We start from the raw sequence: 17,602 nt of genomic DNA, 5'->3' as shown, positions 1-17,602 counted from the left end.
TCATGGACGGCTCGGGTGCGCCGGCTCGGTCCGCGCGCCCCGGCGCGTCCCTGGCACCGCGGCGACCGTGGTCCGGTCGCCGCGTCCTCCTCGGCGTCACCGGCGGCATCGCGGCCTACAAGTCCATCCAGCTCGCGCGTGACCTGGCGCAGCTGGGCGCCGAGGTCGATGTCGTTCTGACGCACTCCGCAAAGGCCTTTGTCGGACCGCTCTCCTTCGAGGGGCTGACCGGCCGGCCCGTCCTCTCCAGCCTCGTTGCCGAGGGACACGCGCTCGACCACATCCGCCTCGCGCGCGCTGCGGACGTGGTCTGCATTGCGCCCGCAACCGCGGACTTCATCGCACGGGCCGCGCACGGCCGCGCCGATGACCTCATCACGGCGGTGCTGCTCGCGACGCGCGCGCCCGTGCTGGTGTGCCCCGCAATGAACGATCGCATGTGGGCGCACCCGCAGACGCAGGCGAACGCGGCGCATCTGGAGGAGCTCGGCTACACGCTGGTCGGTCCGGCGGTCGGCCCACTGGCCTGGGACGAGGGGAGTGGCCCCGGCCGGATGGTCGAGCCGGCCGTGATCCTCGAGCACGTCGGCCGGGCGCTCTCGCCGGCCGGCCCGCTCCACGGGAAGCACATCGTGGTCAGCGCGGGCCCCACGCGCGAGCCTGTCGACGCGGTTCGCGTGCTGACGAACCGTTCCTCCGGACGCATGGGGTACGCGATCGCGGCCGCCGCCTGGCGGCGCGGTGCACGGGTGACGCTGATCACCGGCCCGACCGAGCTTGATCCGCCCGTGGGCGCGAAGGTCGTTCGCGCCGAGACTGCCGCCGAGATGGAGCAGGCGGTACGCGCGGCGCTTCCTGACGCGGATGCGCTCGTGATGGCGGCTGCGATCGCGGACTTCCGGCCGGCGGCGCCGCACGCGGGCAAGCTCAAGAAGGAGCAGGCGCCCGACGCCATCGCCCTGGAGGGTGCGCCGGACGTGCTGCGGTCGACGCGCGATGCGCGGCCGTCGCACCTTGTCGCTGTGGGCTTTGCGCTGGAGAGCAGCGACGGCGTGGCGAACGCGCGCGGCAAGCTCGAGCGCAAGGGACTGGACCTGATCGTGCTGAACCCGGCCGGCGAGGAGGGGGCGGGGTTCGAGACCGAAACGAACCGTGTCACGCTGATCACCAGCGAGCGCGAGGAGGCGCTGCCGCTGCAGTCCAAGGCGGAAGTGGCGGAAACGATCCTGGATCGCGTCGCGGAGCTCATGGGGCGCGGCAGATGAGCATCGATCCGGCGCTGCTTGCGCGTTACCTTGCACAGGTCGGTGAGCTGGGTGGCGCCGACCTGTTCCTCGATTCACTGACAGCACGTGAGGCGCGGCGACTGGTGGTGGCTGCTGCGCAGGGCGGTGCGAGCGCGTCTCCCGAACCGGTGACGTATGGTCCGTCCGTGCGCACCGGCGCCGTTGCGCGCGAGACGGCGGTCGAAGCGCACGCGCAGACGCAGGCGGGGCTCACGACGAGGGAGCAGGCACGCGCGGCACTGACGGCGATGTTCGCGGACACGGCAGCGCCCGCAGCACGGCCCGCGGCGCGCGCGCCGGAGGCAGTCGACGTGCCATCGGCGCCGGGGGTGGGCAGTGCGCTGCGGGTGCTCGAGACGAGTGCGCAGCAGTGCACGCGCTGCCGGCTGTCGGAGGGTCGTACCAACGTTGTGTTCGGTGATGGCGCGGCGGACGCGGAAGTGGTGGTGGTCGGCGAAGCGCCGGGGCAGGAGGAGGACCTGCGCGGACTGCCGTTCGTCGGCAGGGCGGGGAAGCTGCTCGACCTGCTGCTGCTGAGCGCGGGCTACCCGCGTGAGCGGGTCTACATCTGCAACGTGCTGAAGTGCCGGCCGCCGAACAATCGCAATCCGCTGCCGGACGAAGTCGATGCGTGCACGTCCGCGTGGCTGCGGGCACAGATCGAAGCGATCGGGCCCAGGGTGCTGATCGCGGTCGGCAAGTTTGCGGCGCAGACGTTGTGCGCGAGCGAGGAGAGTGTGGGGCGCCTGCGAGGTCGAATTCACGATTTCAATGGCACGCCCCTGATCGCGACGTATCATCCGGCGTACCTGCTGCGCAGCCCGGAGATGATGCGCACCGCGTGGCAGGACTTCCAGTTGCTGCGGAAGGTTCACGATGAGCAGGCCTGAGTTCGGTACGGCGACGTACAAGAGGGATCGCGAGCGCGACGTCGTGTCGCTGATCCCGCCGGACAGGCAGGCGCCCTATGCGCCCGAGGCGGAGATCTCGGTGCTGGGCGGCATGCTGATCGACGCGAATGCGGTGGCGAAGGCGATCGAGTTCGTCGACGACACCATGTTCTACCGCGAGGCGAACCGTCGCATCTTCCGCGCGATGGCCCGCCTGTTCCAGAAGGGCGGTGTCGTCGATCCGGTGACGCTGCGCGAGGAGCTGCAGAAGACCGAGGAGCTGGAGTCGATCGGCGGGCTCGAGTACATCGCGGAGCTGATGGACGCGGTGCCGACGGCCGCGAACATCGAGTATCACGCGAAGATCGTCCGGGAGCGTGCACTGCTGCGCCGTCTGATCGAGGCGAGCAGCACGATCATCCGCGACTCCTACGAGCCGGGCGAGCGCAGTGTGGAGGAAGTGCTCGATGTCGCCGAGCAGCGCATCTTCCAGGTCGCGCAGTCGCATGAGCGCGAGGGCTTCGTCTGGATCAAGAAGATCCTCTATCCGACGTTCGAGAAGATCGAGCAGCTCCAGGCGGCCAAGGGCGGCATCACCGGTGTCGGCACCGGGTTCACGGATCTCGACTCCATGACCGGCGGTCTCCAGAACGGCGACCTGGTCATCGTCGCCGCACGACCCTCCATGGGCAAGACCGCGTTCTGCATGAACGTGGGGCTGCACGCCGCGATCACGCAGCAGAAGCCGGTCGCCGTCTTCTCGCTGGAGATGTCGAAGGAGCAGCTGGTGCAGCGCATGCTGTGCAGTGAAGCGCTCGTCGACCTCGGTCGCCTGCTGCGCGGCCGCCTTTCCGACGACGACTATGTGCGCCTTGCCCAGGCTGCCGGCCACCTGAACACCGCGCCGATCTGGATCGACGACTCCGGCGGCATCAGCGTGCTGGAGATGCGGGCCAAGGCGCGTCGCCTCAAGGCCGATCAGCCGGAGCTCGGCCTGATCATCATCGACTACATCCAGCTGATGCAGGCGGGCGGCCAGCAGCAGGAGAACCGCCAGCAGGAAGTCAGCGCGATCAGCCGTGGTCTCAAGGCGCTCGCCAAGGAGCTGCACGTTCCCATCATCGCGCTGTCGCAGCTCTCACGTGCGCCCGAGCAGCGCTCCGACCACCGGCCGCAGCTCTCCGACCTGCGCGAGTCGGGATCGATCGAGCAGGACGCGGACCTGGTGATGTTCCTGTACCGTCCCGAGTACTACCTGGCGCAGCTCGAGGCGCAGGAGAAAGGCGTGGTCGGCAAGGCGGAGCTGATCATCTCCAAGCAGCGAAACGGGCCGACCGGCACCGTCGACCTGTTCTTCCGCAAGGAGTGCACGCGCTTCGAGTCGTTCACCGAGCGGCCCGAGGCTGCGTAGCCGCCCATGGCGAAGCTGCGCACGCTCTTCTTCTGCACCGAGTGCGGCAACGAGACGCCGCGCTGGCAGGGGCAGTGTCCCGCGTGCAACGCGTGGAACACGCTGGCCGAGGAGCCTGCTCCGGAGAAGCGGCGCAGCGCGCGTGCGGGCGCGACACCGCTGCAGGCCATCCGCAATGCGAGCGCGGTTCGCCTGGCCGACGTCGAGACCTCGGATGCTGCGCGCTGGCCGTCCGGGATTGCCGAGTTCGATTTCGTGCTGGGCGGCGGTACGGTTCCAGGCTCTCTCGTGCTCGTCGGTGGTGAGCCGGGCATCGGCAAGAGCACGCTGCTGCTGCAGGTCGCCGCGCGCCTGCAGGGAGCGGGTCACTCCGCGCTCTATGTTTCGGGCGAGGAGTCCGCGGCGCAGACACGCCTGCGCTCCGAGCGTCTGAGCGAGAACGCAGGCGACGTCCTGTTCCTCGCGGAGACTCGCCTCGAATCCATCCTCGAGCGTGCTGCGGAGCACGCGCCCGCGGTTCTCTTCATCGACTCGATCCAGACGGTCTACACCGAGGACATCGAGGGCACTCCCGGCAACGTGGGCCAGGTCCGCGAGTGCGCCGCGCGGCTGCAGCGGTTTGCAAAGGAGAGCGGCGCCGCGGTGTTCCTCGTGGGGCACGTCACCAAGGGCGGCACCGTGGCGGGCCCGAAGACGCTCGAGCACATCGTCGACACGGTGCTGTACTTCGAGGGGACGGGCAGCCTCGATCATCGCGTGTTGCGCGCGACCAAGAACCGCTTCGGCAGTGTCGACGAGATCGGTGTGTTCCGCATGGGCGCGCAGGGGCTCCTGCCGGTCGAGAACCCGTCCGCCCTGTTCCTGGGGGAGCGCTCGCAGCACGCGAGTGGCACCGCGGTCGCGGCTACGCTGGAGGGTACGCGGCCGCTGCTCGTAGAGATCCAGGGGCTGTGCACCAGAGCGAGCTACGGCGCGCCGCAACGCGTGTCGACGGGCGTGGATCGTCAGCGTCTCGCGCTCCTCCTCGCCGTGCTCGAGAAGCGCGCGGGCCTGCCCTTCGGTCAGCTCGACGTTTTCGTGAACGTCGTAGGCGGTGTGCGCATCGCGGAGACGGCGTCGGACCTGGCGGTGATCGCCGCGCTCGCGTCGAGTGTTGCGGACCGCGCACTGCCGGACGATGCCGTGTTCATCGGCGAGGTCGGACTGTCAGGGGAGCTGCGCGCGGTGAGTCAGCTGGAGCGGCGGCTCGCGGAGGCGGCGCGCATGGGCTTCAGGCGCGCGTTCCTGCCGGAGCGAGCGGCCAGGGCGCGCGCGAACGGCATCGAGGCGGTCGGTGTGCGCGACGTCGCGGCGGTGCTCGACCGTGTTCTGTCGTGACCCGGGCCGCCGTCCTGGTACCCGCTGCCGGCGCGGGCCGCCGCATGGGCGGGGCACGCAAGCCGATGCTGGAGCTTGCCGGTGAGCCGTTGCTCCGCCACACGCTGCGCCCGTTTCTCCCGTTCCCCGAGATCGTCCAGGTGATCGTCGCTCTGCCGTCGGAAACCGCGGCCAGTCCGCCCCTGTGGCTGACGGAGCTCGACCCGCGCATCCGGGTGGTCGCGGGCGGTGCCGAGCGCGGCGATTCCGTGCGCAACGCGCTGGCCGCCACGGATGCGTCGATCGACGTCGTACTCGTGCACGACGCGGCGCGTCCGCTGGTGCGTGGGGCGGTCATCGAGCGGGCGATCCTGGCGGCCGCGGCGGGTCGCAGCGTCATCGCCGCCGTACGGCCAGCGGACACCATTCAGCAGGTGGATTCCACGGGCGCCATTGTCGCGACACCGGAGCGGGACACGCTGCGCGCGGCCCAGACGCCGCAGGCCTTTCCGCGTGCGGTGCTCGTGGAAGCATACGCGCGCGCGGCCGCCGAGGGCGTGGCCGCTACCGACGATGCGGCGCTCGTCGCTCGCTGCGGTGTGCGCGTCGAGGTGATCGAGGGGGACGTCGAGAACCTGAAGGTCACGACGCCGACCGATCTCGTGCTGGCCGAAGTCCTGCTCGCACGGCGAGCGTGAGGGCCGGCCCCTTGCAGCCCGCCCGTCGCATGGACACCCTTCCATTTCGCAGCGAGGAGGACGTGGAGCGAGCACTCCCCCGTGTGCTCGACCATTTGCGCGCGGGCGGGGTAGTGGCCTATCCGACGGAGACAGTGTACGGCTTCGGATGCGCGCTTCGGCCGGAGGCGCTGGCACAACTGCGGGCACTCAAACGACGGGACGAGGCAAAGCCGTTTTTGCTGCTCGTCGCGCGGCCGGAAGACGCACCGGGCCTCGCCTGGACACCCGCGGCGCTGCGCCTCGCCGAAGCATTCTGGCCGGGTCCGCTCACACTCGCTCTCCGGACCGAGGCCGGTGCGTTTCCGCCGGAGGTCCGCAGCGTTGACGGCACCGTTGCGATCCGTGCGACGTCACACCCGGGTATCCGGCGCGTGCTGCAGGCGTTCCGCGAGCCGATCACCTCCACCTCGGCGAATGCGCCGGGTCAGGAGGCCGCCCTCGACGCCGGGGGCGCGGTGCGTGCAGTCGAACGCCTCGATGGCACGGACGTCCTGATCCTGGACGGCGGCGCGCTGCCGCCCACGCCGTCTTCCACAGTAGTCGATGTGTCACGCGTGCCGCCGCGGGTGGTACGCGAGGGCGCAGTGTCGGTGACTGCGCTGCGCACTGCGATCGGAGAGGTCGATGAGGGCTGAGGAACCGAGCACGGGCACCACGTACAACCTGCTTTTTGTCTGCACCGGCAACACCTGTCGGTCGCCGATGGCGGAAGCGATCGCGCGCGCGGCCCTCGCGAAGCGCGGCTGGACGCACGTGCGTGTCGATTCAGCGGGAGTTGCCGCCGGATGGGATGCTCCGGCGTCCGAGCATGCAATCGCCGTGTGTGCGGAGCACGGCATCGATCTCGAAGGACACCGCTCGCAGCCGCTTACCGCGGAGCTGATCCGCTGGGCGGATCTCATCCTGGTGATGAGCTCGTCGCACCTGGACGCGGTGCGTGAGCTGGACCCGGATGCCGAGAACCGGACGACGCTGCTCACCGAGTTCGCCGGCGGCGATCCCGGCGCGATCGAAGACCCGTTCGGCGGCACGATCGAGCCCTACCGCCGCACCTTCGCACAGATCGAGCGCCTCGTCGGCCGCGCACTGGAGCGACTCGAGCTGATCCTCGCGCCATGAACCGCACAATTGGCGCGGCGACGCGCGTCTACGCGCTGCTCGGAGATCCCGTCTCGCATTCGCGCTCCCCGGACATGGTGAACGCCGCGTTTGCGGAGCAGGGGATCGACGCCGTGTATGTCGCACTCCGCTGCACGGAAGCCGACGTTCCGACGCTGGTCCGTACGATTGCGCATACAGGAGGGGGCGGCAACATCACCGTGCCTCACAAGGCGCGTGCCCGTACCGCCATCGACCGGCCCAGCGAGGCGGTGGTGCGCACTGGCGCGTGCAACACCTTCTGGGCGCGTGATGGCCTCGTTTACGGGGACAACACGGACGTCGAGGGCGTTCACGTCGCAACGTCCGCGCTGATCGGAAGTGCTGCAGGGATTCGCGTCCTGCTGCTGGGCGCCGGCGGCGCCGCGCGCGCAGCGGCCTGGGCACTCATCGAGGCGGGCGCCGCGCGTGTCGACGTGCTGAACCGGACACCTCATCGAGCGGCCCAGCTCGTTCACGGCCTGGGCACCGCCCGACTGCGCGTCGCACACCAGATCGGCTCCGCCGACCTCCTGGTCAACGCGACCACGCTCGGCCTCCGTCCCCACGATCGGCTTCCCATGCGCGAGAACATGCTGCCCCATTTCGGGGCCGTGCTCGACCTGGTCTACCAGCCCGACGAAACGCCGCTCGTCCGCGCTGCGCGACAGGCCGGTGTCCCCGCCATGGATGGCACGGTCATGCTGCTGGCACAGGGCGCCGCCGCATACCGCTGCTGGACGGGACGCGACGCGCCGCTCGAAGTCATGCGCGCGGCGCTGGATGCGGGTGGCGCGGATCCGGTCGGACGTGCTGCAGCTGGCGCGGACTACGACTGAACCAAGCCGGGCGCCGAACATGCGGCCGGACCAGGGGCAGGGCGGTCGAACGGTGCTGGTCGCTGCCTGACGGTCGCGCCCCGAGCTGCTATCGCATCGCCCCGGGGTCAGCAGCAGGCTGCCGGCATGCTGCGCGCGCTTCTCGATGTACTGCTCCCGCCCGCCTGCCTCGCCTGCAGCGAGCCGATCCGCGCCGGCGACGATGCGCGCCTCGTCTGCCGACTCTGCCGCAGCCGGCTGCGCCGCCTGCCCTGGCCGCACTGTGAGCGCTGCGGTGCGCCCCTGCTGCGAACGGGTCGACAGGGAACCTCGCAATGCCTGGAATGCGTCGCCTGGCCCGTCGCCATCCGCGCGGCGCGCTCCGCCGTGCTGCTCGCGCCACCCGCAGACACCATCGTGCATCAGCTCAAGTACCGCGGCTGGCGCGCCCTCGCGCTGCCCATGGGTGAGTGCATGGCACCCATCGTGCTGCCCCGCGACGCCGACGAGGAGGCCCGCGTCTGCATCCCGGTGCCGACCACGGCAGAGCGACTGCGCACACGCGGCTACAACCAGGCCGCCTGCATCGCCGAAGCGTACGCACGGCTGACAGGGCGAAGAACGGAAATGCTGCTCGAGCGAGGGCGCGCCATCGACACGCAGACGCACTTGCAGCCCGCTGCACGCGCGGCTAACGTGGCCGGCGCGTTTCGCGTGCGGCCCGGTGCCGGGGCGCTGCTGCACGATGCGCACGTCATCCTCGTCGACGACGTGCTCACCACCGGCGCAACCATCGCCGAATGTGCCGTTACGCTCATCGCGGCGGGCGCACGCTGTGTCACCGCCGTCACATTCGCGCGCGCCCTCGATGCGCGCCGACTCACAGGAACATAGAGAGTTCGAATCATGGCCACGAACGACCGGATCAAGGTCGCGATCAACGGTTTCGGACGCATCGGACGCAACATCCTCCGCTCCGCCAAGAAGACAGGCGCCCCCATCGACTTCATCGCCGTCAACGACCTCACCGACAACGCCACGCTCGCGCACCTGCTCAAGTACGACTCGGTGCACGGCATCTATCCCGGCTCGGTGGAGGCCACCGGCACCGGGATCAAGGTGGACGGCGACGAGATCCGCGTCTTCGAGGAGAAGGATCCGGCCAGCCTGCCGTGGAAGGACCTCGGCGTCGACATCGTCTTCGAGTCGACCGGCCGCTTCACCAGGAGGGAGGACGCAGCCAAGCACCTCGCTGCCGGCGCTCGCAAGGTCATCATCACGGCGCCCGGCAAGAACGAGGACATCACCATCGTGATGGGCGTCAACCACGAGAAGTACGACGACGCCTCGCACCAGGTCATCAGCAACGCGAGCTGCACCACCAACTGCCTGGTGCCCGTCGTCAAGGTCATCAGCGACAGCTTCGGCTTCGAGCGCGGCTTCATGACCACCGTGCACTCCTACACGAACGATCAGAGCATCCTCGACCTGCCGCACAAGGACATCCGTCGCGCCCGCGCCGCCGCGATGTCGATCATCCCCACGACGACCGGCGCAGCCAAGGCGACGTCGCTCGTCATCCCCGAGCTGAAGGGGAAGATCGACGGCATCTCCATGCGCGTGCCGACGCCCGACGTTTCCATCGTCGATCTCGTTGCACAGGTCGAGCGCGATGTCACCGTCGAGCAGATCAACGACGCGTTCCGCGAAGCGGCCAACGGCGCACTGAAGGGTGTGCTCGCGGTGAGCGACGAAGAGCTCGTCAGCGTCGATTACATCGGCAACCCGAACAGCTCGATCGTCGACCTTGCGTGCACCGCGGTGATCGGCGATCGGCTCGTCAAAGTGGTGGCCTGGTACGACAACGAGTGGGGCTACTCGTCCCGCTGTGTCGACCTGGCGACGTATGTCGCGGGAGTTCGCTGACAAAACGCACAAGTCAGCGTCCGACATACAGTTAGCGGCGGCAGTTCGACCACTTTCGCATGTGGACAACTGCCGCCGTTGACGCAGGCAGGAGGGGGTGTTACCATGGGGCTGAGAGGGTGACCGCGAGCCATTGCGGCGGCTGTCGAGCCTCCGTTTCTGCCTGACGTGGCATGTATCTGGCGCAGGCAGGCCGGGACGTTACGGACGCGCTGGAGGAGCGATGATGGCCACTCACAGTGAGCTGCTCTCGGGGACGTATCGGTGTCCCGTGTGCGGCCATCGGGATGTCGCCGAGCTCGACGTGGGCAACCCGGTTCGTGTAGTCACCTGCAGTTACTGCGAAACCCCTCTCGAGGTAACAGCGCGAGGTCCTGATTCGGTGCGGTTTTCAGTCCAGGTGGCTGAGGAACCAACCCGCGGGTGAGTGAGATGGACATCCCTGCGACCCTTGAGGGGCGCAGCGGCCACGGTGTCGAAAGATGCCGTGGCCGCTCTCTTATTGATACCTCCCATGATCGACTGAAGGCGGCGCAGGCGCGGTTGCTGGCGCTTGGCGAGGCGGCAGCCGAGTCGCGTGTGCTGCCGGTTGGCGGCGGCTCCATGCATCACCTGGAGCTGGGGCGCGGCAGACCGCTCGTGCTGCTGCACGGTGCAGGTGGAGGCGGCGCGAACTGGTACCGGCTGCTGCGTCCTCTGGCGGCGAAACGCCGCGTGCTCGCGCCCGACCTGCCGGGTTTCGCGTTTTCCGATCCGATGGAGCTGCGCGTCCCGCTCGGTTGCGCTGTGGCGGACCGGCTGGGCGCCTGGCTGCGGACCGTGGCGCCGGATGGCTGCGACATCGCGGCGACGTCGTTTGGCGGGCTCGTCGCGTTCCGGCTCGCGCAGGAGCAGCCGGTGCCCGTCGGTCGCATCGCGCTGATCGATACGGTGGGACTGGGTCACCGGCTGCCGTGGCCGGTTCGCGTTGCGGGAACGCGGCCGGGCGGTGCGCTCCTGCTGCGCCGCTCGACGCGCGCAGGCGTTCGGGCACAGTTGCGGCTGCTCATGACGTCGGCGCGACTGCCGCGCGAGCACGAGGCCGCCCTCGTCGAGTACCTGCACGCCTCGTCTGTCATGGAAGGAGCGCGGGAGTTTCCGCGGGCGCTCCGCCTCTTCTGCGGATTGCGAGGGCAGGCGGAGGTGCTGGCGGACGCGGAGCTGCGCGCGCTGCAGATCCCTGTGCTGATCGCCTGGGGTGAGCGCGACCGCTTTCTTCCACCTGCCCACGCACGCCGTGCAGTCCAGCTGCTCCCCGATGCGTGGCTGGCGTTGATTCGCGGGTCGGGTCACTCACCCAACTGGGAGCGTCCGGAGTCGCTCCTGTCCGAGCTGCAGCGGTTCTTCGACGCCCAGGCGTCCGGGCGCTCTGCTTGATTGCCCGGCGTGGCCCCGGGTATGTTGCCGCCCGCTCAGGGACCACGGGAGTTGAGGATGGCGAAGCGAACGATTCATGACCTGGGAGTGGACGAGTTGCGCGGCCGGCGTGTGCTCGTGCGCGTCGATTACAACGTGCCGCTCGAGAACGGTGCGGTCGGCGATGACACGCGTATCCGCGCGACGATCCCCACGATCGAGTACCTGCTGGAGCATGGCGCGCGCGTGGTGCTCGCCTCTCACCTCGGCCGGCCGAAGGGCACGTGGAACGACGAGTACTCACTTGCGCCGGTGGCCGGGCGCCTGCGCGACCACCTGCCGGGACGCAACGTGAGCTTCGTGAGCGACGTCGTAGGTGCTGACGCGCGGCATGCGATCGACGCACTGCAGCCGGGCTCGGTGCTGCTGCTCGAGAACACGCGCTTCCTGGCCGGTGAGGAGACCAACGACCGGAAGCTGAGCGAGGCGCTCGCGGCAGAGGCGGACGTGTACGTCAATGACGCGTTCGGCGCTGCGCACCGCGCGCATGCATCCACGTGCGGCGTCGCCGAGGTGATGAAGGAAGAGGGCCGTCCCGCAGTGGCCGGCATGCTGATGGAAAAGGAGCTTCGCTTCCTCGGCGACACGCTGGCACGACCGGAGCGTCCTTTTGTCGCGATCCTGGGCGGCGCCAAGATCTCGGGAAAGCTGGACGTTATCGAGAACCTGCTGCCGCGGGTCGACCACCTCGTGATCGGCGGTGCGATGGCCAACACGTTCTTCCGCGCCCTCGGCCTGGAGACCGGCAAGTCCCTCGTCGAGCAGGACCGGGTGGAGATGGCCGGGGAGCTGCTGGAGCGCGCAGGCAGCAAGCTGGTCCTCCCGGTCGACTGCGTGGTCGCCGGTGAGGCAAAGGAGAATGCGCGCACGTTCCTGATGGAGCGCACAGAGGTGCCGCCGGAGTGCGCCATCTACGACATCGGGCCGAAGAGCGTCGCGACCTTCCGTGACTTCATCGAGCGGGCGCGCACGATCGTGTGGAACGGTCCCATGGGGCTGTTCGAAGTCGAGCCGTTCGCGGAAGGTACGCGCGGCGTCGCACGCGCGGTGGCGGACGCCACGGACCGCGGCGCGACCACGATCGTGGGCGGCGGCGACACGGCGGCGGCTGTTGAGGAGACGGGCGTCGCGGATCGGATCACGCACGTGTCCACGGGCGGCGGCGCCTCACTCGAGTTCCTCGAGGGGCGCACCCTCCCCGGTGTCGCCGTGCTCGACGAGAAGGACTCATGAGCCCGCTCGCGAAGCCGGTGATCGCCGGCAACTGGAAGATGCACAAGGGGCCGGCGGAGACCGCCGCGTTCTTCCGATCCTTCCTTGCCTCGGGGCAGGTGCCGCACGACCGGACCGTCGCGTTCTTTCCCCCTGCGGTCTCCGTTCCCGCGGCCCGCGCCGCACTGGGCGATCGCAGCGACATCCTGCTCGGCGTGCAGAACATCCACTGGGAAACGCACGGCGCCTTCACCGGCGAGATCAGCGCGCCCATGGCCGCCGAGGCCGGTGCACGGCTGGTGCTGTGCGGCCACTCGGAGCGGCGTCACGTGTTCGGCGAAACCGACGAGGAGGTCGGTCGCAAGGCCGCTGCAGCGTTCGCGGCCGGCCTGGTGCCGATGATCTGCGTGGGAGAGAAGCTGGATGAGCGCGAGGCGGGCAGGCTCGAGGAGGTCGTCCTGCGTCAGCTCGACGCCGCGCTTGCTCACCTCGACCCGGACGACGTGGCACGGGCCGTCATAGCCTACGAGCCGGTCTGGGCCATCGGAACCGGCCGCAACGCCACGCCCTCGGACGCTGCCTCCGCCCATGCCGTCCTGCGGGCCCGGCTCCGTGACACGGTCGGCGAGGCCGCCACCCGCGTGCCGATTCTCTACGGCGGTTCGGTCAAGCCGGAAAATGCCGCAGGCCTGCTTGCGGCCGAGGACGTCGACGGCCTCCTGGTCGGAGGGGCAAGCCTCGACCCCGAGGGCTTCAGCCGGATCGTCCACGCCGGCTAGCCCTTGCGCCGGCCGCGGCCGGCCGCGAAACTGAAAGGCTGGGACTGAATGTTTTCCGGAGCTCGCGCGTGTATACGTTCCTGCTGATTCTGCTGATCCTCGATGGCCTGCTGCTCACGGTCGTGGTGCTGCTGCAGTCGGGGAAGGGTGGAGGCCTCGCCGCCATGGGTGGTGCAGGCACGTCCACGGATTCCGTGATCGGCGGCCGGCAGGCCGCAACGCTGCTGACCAAGGCCAGCTGGATCGGCGGCGCCGCCTTCCTGGCGCTCGCGCTGATCCTGTCGATCCTGTCTTCGCGCGCGACCACCGCGGACTCGATCCTGCGCCAGGAGTTCCAGCAGGCGCCGGTCCAGCCGCTGCAGCCGGTGGTCCCGGGTACGACCCCGCAGGAGGGGGCCGGTGAGCAGCCCGCGCCGGTCCCGGGCACGGCACCGGCTGGCGAGCCGCAGAGCCCGCCCGAAGGGCAGTAGACGGCGGCAGCGCGATACGAATGGGGCCCGATCACCGCATGTGATCGGGCCCCATTCATTTCCTCCTGCAGGCGACGCGCGCTGCGTCAGGCGCCGTCTCGCACGCGTTCCCAGGAATAGCCGTGCGAGACCTCGTATGTCGTTTCGTACGGGCCGAGCGGCGTCGAGTCGCTCGTCTCACGACGATTCTCGAGACGATCGGCATACCAGGGGCGAGCCGCAGCGTTGCGCGGCTTGCGCTGCCGGACTGGCCGGCGGCGGTTCCATGCGGGACGGTCGTCGTTCGGCATGCGGTCTCCTGCATTCGATTCGCGCCGGAGTACGGGGCGACATCCGGCGTGTGCTGCGACGGGCATGCGCGGGAAGAGCAGCGCGTCGCAACGTCCTTCCTTGACGCAACTTCGGGGCCCGCGCATTATGCCCGCTTCGAGAGCGGACCGCCCGCTCCCGGGTACTCTGCGCAGGATGAGAATGGCCGCCACGACGGATACCGCCGACGCTGCGTCGCAGACCAGCCTCACGCGGGATCAGCTTCACGAGATCTATTACTACCTTCAGCTTACGCGTCAGCTCGAAAATCTGCTGACCACGCTGTACCGGCAGAACAAGGTGATCGGCGGGCTGTACCGCTCGCTGGGGCAGGAGGCGACGGCTGTGGCGAGCGCATACGCGCTGCAGCGACGCACCGATGCCACAGGTGACGTGGTTGCGCCGGCGATCCGGGACATGGGCGGGCTGCTCGTCATGGGTGCCCGCCCCGTCGACTTCCTGCGTCAGTACATGGCCAAGGGCGATTCACCCACGTGGGGGCGCGAGCAGAACGTGCACTTCACGGACTACGATCGCGGCTTCATCGGCCTGATCTCGCATCTCGGCGTGATGATCGAGGTGATGGCGGGCGTCGCACTGACGTTCAAGCTGCGGGGTGAGCCGCGCGTCGCACTTGCCTGGAGCGGTGACGGCATGACGTCGACCGGGGCGTTCCACGAGGGCTTCAACCTGGCCGCCGTGCAGCGTGCGCCGCTGATCGTCATCGTCGAAAACAACGGCTATGCGTATTCGACGCCGGTCAGTCGCCAGACCGCGGCGGGCTCGTTCGTCGAGCGCGCGGCCGGTTACGGCGCCTTCGGTGAGCAGTGCGACGGCAATGACGTCTTCGCGGTCCATGACATGGTCTCGCGCGCCGCAGCCCGGGCGCGCAACGGCGAGGGCGCATCGCTGCTGGAAGTGATCACGTACCGGCGCAAGGGACACGCGGAGCATGACGCGCAGGCGTACGTGCCCGCAGGCGAGATCGAGGCGTGGGAGGCGAAGGATCCGGTGGTGCGCTACGAGCGCACGCTGCTCGAGCAGGGTCACGCGACGCAGGAGGAGCTGGACGCGATCGCGGCGCGCGTGGCGACCGAGATCGAGACGGCGCGCGAGGAGGCGGAGGCTTCACCGATGCCCGAGCCCGAGACCGCGCTGGCAGAAGTCACGGGCGGCACGTTCGTGCCGCAGCCGTGGACGCGTGGTGGTGCACCCGATCCCCGCAGAGCGTGAGCATGGCGACGATAGAGCAGAGCATGAAGGTGCGCGAGAAGCCGGAGCACGTGCGCAACACGGAGGAGGGTCGCCCGGTCACGATGCTGGAGGCGATCCGCGAGGCGCTCTGGGAGGAGATGGAGCGCGACGACAGCGTCTTCGTGATCGGCGAAGACATCGGCGTGTACGGCGGCGCGTTCAAGATGACGGACGGGTTCCTCGATCACTTCGGCCCGAAGCGGATCGTCGATACACCCATCAGTGAGGCGGGCTTCACGGGTGCGGCCGCCGGTGCGGCGCACATGGGGATGCGCCCCGTGGTCGAGATGCAGTTCATGGACTTCGTCTCGTGCGCGTACGAGCCGCTGACGAACTACATCGCGACGTCACGCTGGCGCGGCAGTGGCCCGCTCCCGATCGTAATTCGCGGACCGGTGGGCGGCGGTGTGCGGGGTGGGCCGTTCCACTCGCAGAACCCGGAGATGGCGTTCTTCCATACGCCCGGTCTCAAGATCGTCTATCCGTCGACGGCTGCCGACGCGAAGGGGCTGCTCAAGGCGGCGATCCGCGACGACGACCCCGTCCTCTTCTTCGAGCACAAGAAGCTGTATCGCGCGCCCTTCCTCCGTGAGACGCTGCCGGCGGACGACTTCGTCGTGCCGCTCGGCAAGGCGCGGCTCGACCGTGAGGGCAGTGACATCACCATCGTGACGTACGGCATGATGGTGCACGAGAGCCGCAAGGCAGCCGAGCAGCTCGAGAACGAGGACGGCATCAACGTCGAGATCCTCGATCTGCGCACGCTGCTGCCGCTGGACGAAGCGGCGATCATCGAGTCCGTGAAGAAGACGAATCGCGTGCTCGTGGTGCACGAGGACACGCGCACCGGCGGCATTGCCGGTGAGATCTCGATGCGCATCAACGAGAAGGCCTTCGAGTGGCTCGACGCGCCGATCCTGCGCGTCACGTCGCTCGATTCACCGGTGCCGTACTCTCCTCCGCTGGAGGACTATTTCCTGCCGCAGGTCAGCGACATCGTCGCCGCCTGCCGCTATCTTGCGAACTACTGAGCGGCTCGTTCCAAACCGTCGGAGCGCAATCCAATGGCACGTATTGAAGTCCCGATGCCCCAGATGGGCGAAAGCATCGCCGAGGGCACGGTCTCGAAGTGGCTGAAGCAGGTCGGCGACGAGGTGCAGCGCGATGAGGCGCTGCTCGAGATCTCGACCGACAAGGTGGACGCCGAGATCCCCTCGCCGAACGCGGGTACCCTCGTCGAGATCCTGGTCGAGGAGGGCGCGACCGTCGAGGTCGGCACACCGATCGCCATGATCGAGACCGACAAGGCTGCGGCGGGCGCCAGTGCACCGAGCGAGCCGCCGCCGGAGGAGAAGACGCAGGTGGCGAAGGCCGCCGATGCCAGGCCCGCCCAGGCTGCATCGGCACCCGCACCGGCCGCCGCCGCGCCGGCGAACGGCCGGGACGAGACTGCCGAGGATCGACTGCGTCGCAAGTCGACTCCGCTGGTGCGCAAGATCGCCGAGGAGCACGGCGTCGACATCGCACAGGTGGAGGGCACCGGCACGGGCGGACGCGTGACCAGGAACGACATCATGGCGTTCCTCGAACAGCGCACCGCTGCACCCGCGGGCAATGCCGGCCAGAAGGCCGCGTCGGCGCCCGCAGCACCTGCGCGGCCCGCGGCGCCGAAGCAGGCCGGCGGTCCGGTCGTCGGTGCGGACCAGTTCTGGGAAACGTTCTACGGCCAGGTGCGCCACCCGGAGTTCCCGGCCCGCGAGGGTGACCGCGTCGAGCCGATGGACCGCATCCGTCGCCTCACCGCCGATCACATGGTGCGCGCCAAGCGCATCGCGCCCCACGTGCACTCGTTCATCGAGATCGATTTCACGCAGATCGATCGCGTGCGCAAGGCGAATGCGGCACGCTGGGAGCAGCAGGGCGTGAAGGTCAGCTACACCGCCTTCGTCGCCTGGGCCGTCGCGCAGGTGCTGCCCGAGTACCCGATGGTCAACGCCACCGTGAGCGGCGACAACCTGCTGTACCGTGGTGACGTCAACATCGGCATGGCGGTCGACCTGAACCCCGGCCTGATCGTGCCGGTCGTGAAGAACGCGGACGAGCTCAACCTCATGGGCATTGCGCGCCGCATCAACGACCTCGCCGGCCGTGCACGCGACCGCAAGCTCAAGCCCGATGAGGTGCAGGGCGCGACGTTCTCGATCACCAACCCCGGTGTGCTCGGCACCATCGTCGGCATGCCCGTGATCCCTGAAGGAACGGCAGCGATCCTCGGCACGGGCGCGATCGAGAAGCGCGCCGTCGTCGTCACCGCAGACGGCATGGACACGATCGCGATCCGCAAGCGCTCGTTCTTCTCGCTCGGCTACGATCACCGCATCGTGGACGGTGCGGATGCCGCGCGCTTCCTCTCGCGCCTGAAGGACCTGCTCGAGAATTTCCCCGAGGAGGCGTAGCAGCAGCGCGCTCGCGCGCAGCCATGGAGGCGCAGTGAGTCAGCAGGGCGGCGTGACACGGATGGAACCGGATGTCGATGCACGGGGTGCATGCGACGTTCCC

The 17,602-nt window shown here is 69.0% G+C and carries 18 protein-coding genes; 17 read left to right on the top strand and 1 reads right to left on the bottom strand.

What is annotated here, in order from left to right:
* Nucleotides 1-2: 2 nt before the first annotated feature.
* From coaBC to secG, 14 genes are all read left to right on the top strand, one after another.
* Nucleotides 3-1,265 (top strand): bifunctional phosphopantothenoylcysteine decarboxylase/phosphopantothenate--cysteine ligase CoaBC, encoded by a 1,263-nt coding sequence (gene coaBC, locus VFU06_08750; protein ID HEU5209486.1) that lies wholly within the window; start codon nucleotides 3-5, stop codon nucleotides 1,263-1,265.
* A complete protein-coding gene (locus VFU06_08745) occupies nucleotides 1,262-2,176 on the top strand; it encodes a uracil-DNA glycosylase (protein HEU5209485.1) in 915 nt (304 codons plus the stop codon). The genes coaBC and VFU06_08745 overlap by 4 nt, the downstream gene beginning before the upstream one ends.
* Complete coding sequence (gene dnaB, locus VFU06_08740) at nucleotides 2,163-3,587, top strand: replicative DNA helicase (protein ID HEU5209484.1); 1,425 nt, start codon at nucleotides 2,163-2,165, stop codon at nucleotides 3,585-3,587. The genes VFU06_08745 and dnaB overlap by 14 nt, the downstream gene beginning before the upstream one ends.
* A gap of 6 nt (nucleotides 3,588-3,593) precedes the next feature.
* Nucleotides 3,594-4,964 (top strand): DNA repair protein RadA, encoded by a 1,371-nt coding sequence (gene radA, locus VFU06_08735; GenBank protein ID HEU5209483.1) that lies wholly within the window; start codon nucleotides 3,594-3,596, stop codon nucleotides 4,962-4,964.
* Nucleotides 4,961-5,641 carry a 2-C-methyl-D-erythritol 4-phosphate cytidylyltransferase gene (gene ispD / locus VFU06_08730; GenBank protein ID HEU5209482.1) on the top strand — a complete coding sequence of 227 codons (681 nt, stop codon included), beginning with the start codon at nucleotides 4,961-4,963 and terminating at the stop codon, nucleotides 5,639-5,641. Before radA ends, ispD begins: the two co-directional genes overlap by 4 nt.
* 62 nt (nucleotides 5,642-5,703) lie before the next feature.
* On the top strand, nucleotides 5,704-6,318 hold the full coding sequence (locus tag VFU06_08725; GenBank protein ID HEU5209481.1) for an L-threonylcarbamoyladenylate synthase: 615 nt from the start codon (nucleotides 5,704-5,706) through the stop codon (nucleotides 6,316-6,318).
* Nucleotides 6,308-6,802, top strand: coding sequence for a low molecular weight protein arginine phosphatase (locus VFU06_08720; protein ID HEU5209480.1), 495 nt, complete (start codon nucleotides 6,308-6,310; stop codon nucleotides 6,800-6,802). The genes VFU06_08725 and VFU06_08720 overlap by 11 nt, the downstream gene beginning before the upstream one ends.
* The gene (gene aroE, locus VFU06_08715) at nucleotides 6,799-7,659 is read left to right on the top strand and encodes a shikimate dehydrogenase (GenBank protein ID HEU5209479.1); all 861 of its coding nucleotides are present in this window, start codon (nucleotides 6,799-6,801) and stop codon (nucleotides 7,657-7,659) included. The genes VFU06_08720 and aroE overlap by 4 nt, the downstream gene beginning before the upstream one ends.
* Nucleotides 7,660-7,785: 126 nt before the next feature.
* On the top strand, nucleotides 7,786-8,532 hold the full coding sequence (locus tag VFU06_08710; protein HEU5209478.1) for a double zinc ribbon domain-containing protein: 747 nt from the start codon (nucleotides 7,786-7,788) through the stop codon (nucleotides 8,530-8,532).
* A gap of 12 nt (nucleotides 8,533-8,544) precedes the next feature.
* Entirely contained in the window at nucleotides 8,545-9,564 is a 1,020-nt protein-coding gene (gene gap / locus VFU06_08705; protein HEU5209477.1) for a type I glyceraldehyde-3-phosphate dehydrogenase, read from the top strand.
* A gap of 543 nt (nucleotides 9,565-10,107) precedes the next feature.
* Nucleotides 10,108-10,980 (top strand): alpha/beta fold hydrolase, encoded by an 873-nt coding sequence (locus VFU06_08700; GenBank protein HEU5209476.1) that lies wholly within the window; start codon nucleotides 10,108-10,110, stop codon nucleotides 10,978-10,980.
* Between the two features lie 57 nt (nucleotides 10,981-11,037).
* The gene (locus VFU06_08695) at nucleotides 11,038-12,252 is read left to right on the top strand and encodes a phosphoglycerate kinase (GenBank protein HEU5209475.1); all 1,215 of its coding nucleotides are present in this window, start codon (nucleotides 11,038-11,040) and stop codon (nucleotides 12,250-12,252) included.
* Nucleotides 12,249-13,010: a triose-phosphate isomerase gene (tpiA, locus tag VFU06_08690; GenBank protein HEU5209474.1), complete on the top strand. Its 762-nt coding sequence runs from the start codon at nucleotides 12,249-12,251 to the stop codon at nucleotides 13,008-13,010. Before VFU06_08695 ends, tpiA begins: the two co-directional genes overlap by 4 nt.
* Before the next feature lie 68 nt (nucleotides 13,011-13,078).
* The gene (gene secG / locus VFU06_08685; protein ID HEU5209473.1) at nucleotides 13,079-13,480 is read left to right on the top strand and encodes a preprotein translocase subunit SecG; all 402 of its coding nucleotides are present in this window, start codon (nucleotides 13,079-13,081) and stop codon (nucleotides 13,478-13,480) included.
* An 86-nt stretch (nucleotides 13,481-13,566) separates the two neighbouring features.
* On the opposite strand, the gene VFU06_08680 is transcribed toward secG, so the two are convergent.
* Nucleotides 13,567-13,770: a hypothetical protein gene (locus tag VFU06_08680; protein ID HEU5209472.1), complete on the bottom strand. Its 204-nt coding sequence runs from the start codon at nucleotides 13,768-13,770 to the stop codon at nucleotides 13,567-13,569.
* Nucleotides 13,771-13,951: 181 nt separating this feature from the next.
* Between VFU06_08680 and VFU06_08675 the strand changes: the two genes are divergently transcribed.
* Genes VFU06_08675 through VFU06_08665 form a run of 3 tightly spaced genes read left to right on the top strand, consistent with a single transcriptional unit; the run spans nucleotide 13,952 to nucleotide 17,499 of the window.
* The gene (locus tag VFU06_08675; protein ID HEU5209471.1) at nucleotides 13,952-15,022 is read left to right on the top strand and encodes a thiamine pyrophosphate-dependent dehydrogenase E1 component subunit alpha; all 1,071 of its coding nucleotides are present in this window, start codon (nucleotides 13,952-13,954) and stop codon (nucleotides 15,020-15,022) included.
* A 2-nt stretch (nucleotides 15,023-15,024) separates the two neighbouring features.
* Nucleotides 15,025-16,074: an alpha-ketoacid dehydrogenase subunit beta gene (locus tag VFU06_08670; protein HEU5209470.1), complete on the top strand. Its 1,050-nt coding sequence runs from the start codon at nucleotides 15,025-15,027 to the stop codon at nucleotides 16,072-16,074.
* Nucleotides 16,075-16,107: 33 nt separating this feature from the next.
* Nucleotides 16,108-17,499 carry a dihydrolipoamide acetyltransferase family protein gene (locus tag VFU06_08665; GenBank protein HEU5209469.1) on the top strand — a complete coding sequence of 464 codons (1,392 nt, stop codon included), beginning with the start codon at nucleotides 16,108-16,110 and terminating at the stop codon, nucleotides 17,497-17,499.
* Nucleotides 17,500-17,602 lie beyond the last annotated feature (103 nt).

The organism is Longimicrobiales bacterium, from assembly GCA_035764935.1.
GTDB lineage: Bacteria > Gemmatimonadota > Gemmatimonadetes > Longimicrobiales > RSA9 > DASTYK01.
This window is presented reverse-complemented; position numbering and strand designations above follow the sequence as displayed.

Bases quoted from the DNA above. Each gene is read 5' to 3' on its own strand.
- coaBC (HEU5209486.1), top strand. From the start codon at position 3: ATGGACGGCTCGGGTGCGCCGGCTCGGTCCGCGCGCCCCGGCGCGTCC.
- VFU06_08745 (HEU5209485.1), top strand. From the start codon at position 1,262: ATGAGCATCGATCCGGCGCTGCTTGCGCGTTACCTTGCACAGGTCGGT.
- dnaB (HEU5209484.1), top strand. From the start codon at position 2,163: ATGAGCAGGCCTGAGTTCGGTACGGCGACGTACAAGAGGGATCGCGAG.
- radA (HEU5209483.1), top strand. From the start codon at position 3,594: ATGGCGAAGCTGCGCACGCTCTTCTTCTGCACCGAGTGCGGCAACGAG.
- VFU06_08720 (HEU5209480.1), top strand. From the start codon at position 6,308: ATGAGGGCTGAGGAACCGAGCACGGGCACCACGTACAACCTGCTTTTT.
- aroE (HEU5209479.1), top strand. From the start codon at position 6,799: ATGAACCGCACAATTGGCGCGGCGACGCGCGTCTACGCGCTGCTCGGA.
- VFU06_08710 (HEU5209478.1), top strand. From the start codon at position 7,786: ATGCTGCGCGCGCTTCTCGATGTACTGCTCCCGCCCGCCTGCCTCGCC.
- gap (HEU5209477.1), top strand. From the start codon at position 8,545: ATGGCCACGAACGACCGGATCAAGGTCGCGATCAACGGTTTCGGACGC.
- VFU06_08695 (HEU5209475.1), top strand. From the start codon at position 11,038: ATGGCGAAGCGAACGATTCATGACCTGGGAGTGGACGAGTTGCGCGGC.
- tpiA (HEU5209474.1), top strand. From the start codon at position 12,249: ATGAGCCCGCTCGCGAAGCCGGTGATCGCCGGCAACTGGAAGATGCAC.
- VFU06_08680 (HEU5209472.1), bottom strand. From the start codon at position 13,770: ATGCCGAACGACGACCGTCCCGCATGGAACCGCCGCCGGCCAGTCCGG.
- VFU06_08675 (HEU5209471.1), top strand. From the start codon at position 13,952: ATGGCCGCCACGACGGATACCGCCGACGCTGCGTCGCAGACCAGCCTC.
- VFU06_08670 (HEU5209470.1), top strand. From the start codon at position 15,025: ATGGCGACGATAGAGCAGAGCATGAAGGTGCGCGAGAAGCCGGAGCAC.
- VFU06_08665 (HEU5209469.1), top strand. From the start codon at position 16,108: ATGGCACGTATTGAAGTCCCGATGCCCCAGATGGGCGAAAGCATCGCC.